This is a genomic window from Ferrovibrio sp. (genome assembly GCF_002796975.1).
Classification (GTDB): domain Bacteria; phylum Pseudomonadota; class Alphaproteobacteria; order Ferrovibrionales; family Ferrovibrionaceae; genus Ferrovibrio.
In genome coordinates this window covers 1-1,346 of record NZ_PEKV01000041.1, presented here as the reverse complement: position 1 = coordinate 1,346, position 1,346 = coordinate 1, and the positions used below count along the sequence as shown (strand labels likewise).

The following is a 1,346-nucleotide window of genomic DNA, read 5'->3' as shown; positions in this document are numbered from 1 at the left end:
TCATGCCCAAAGTCGTGGACCCTCGATATCCAGCCACAGTCGGCGGAACAGCTCGACCGGGTCGTCCAGGCCGAAGCAGCGGCGCTTGAGCAGCTTCAGCTTGTTGTTGAGCCCTTCGACGAAGCCGCTGGTATGTCCGCCCTCGAAATAGTTAAGAATCCCGTCCTGCCAGTGGTGCAAGGTATTGATGAACTGATCGAAACAGCTCAAACCCGAAGCCGCGACTTGCTCGACCCAGAGTTGAAGTCGGCTCTGGGCGGTGGCTCGATCCGGGGTATGGTCAAAGATCGCCGTCAGCAGGGTGCGCAGCACATAGGCGCTGGCCAACGTGGGCGTCAGCTCGAACAACTCCACCAGTCGGCCTTGCTGATCGGGATTGAGCGACCGCCATTCCCGACGGAGCAAGGGCCGCAACGCGGCGGTGGGCACCGCCCGCTCGGGGGACCGTCCGGCGTTGAGCCGGCGGCATTCGGCCTGGCGCAAGGTGTCCACCGCCTCCCGGTAGTGGACGGCGACATGAAACCGGTCCACCACGATTTGGGCGTTGGGCAGCGCCGCCGCCACCGCGCTGGCGTAGCCCTCCCACATATCCATGCAGACCCGCCGCACCGTGGCTTTCAGGGCGTCCGGGATTGTTTCCAGAAAGGCCTCAACCGTGGCCCGCAACCGGTCCGGCAATACCGCCAGCACATGGTTTTGCCCGTCGGCGTCCCGCGCCCAGACCACCGCCACGTAATGGCCATGGCCCTTGAGCAGCGCCACCTCGTCGATGCCCAAGGTCTCCAACGCGGCAAACGTGGTCCAGTCCACCGCCGGCGCCAGACGAGCGTCCAGGAGTCCTTCCACCGCCTTCACCCCCAGGTGGAGTTGCCGACTCACATCGGCCACCGTGCCGTGGATCAGCCGCTTCAAGACGTCCTGCTCGAACGCCGTGGTGTGTGGGCGGTTGGGGTCATACCAGACGCAGCGCTGGGTGGTGGTCGGCCCCTCCTCGCAGTACGGGCAGCGGTAGCGCTTCGGCCGGATTTCGACGACCACCTGACGCCCAAACACCGGCAGGTGCCGCAACCGGATCGGTCGGTCGAAGCCGTGAAACCGGTCGATTTCCCGACCACAGCGGTGGCATCGGGTCGTCCGCAAGGTGCTTTCCACCTCAATCAACACCGTGCCATCCTCCAGCATCCGGTTGGCCAACACCCGGACATCGAGCAAATCCAAAGGCACGGCCAGAGTGATCGGCATCATCAGCAGTCCAGTAGCAAGGAGACCCGGTCAGCTTTCCACAGTTCGGCTCCCGATGCCATACCACTACATCTTGTGGTCTCCACGGGAGATCTCATAGAGCC

1 protein-coding gene is annotated in these 1,346 nt (G+C 64.0%); it reads right to left on the bottom strand.

The annotated features are described in order from the left end of the window. Complete coding sequence (locus CTR53_RS21140; RefSeq protein ID WP_290818483.1) at nt 1-1,245, bottom strand: ISL3 family transposase; 1,245 nt, start codon at nt 1,243-1,245, stop codon at nt 1-3. Nucleotides 1,246-1,346 lie beyond the last annotated feature (101 nt).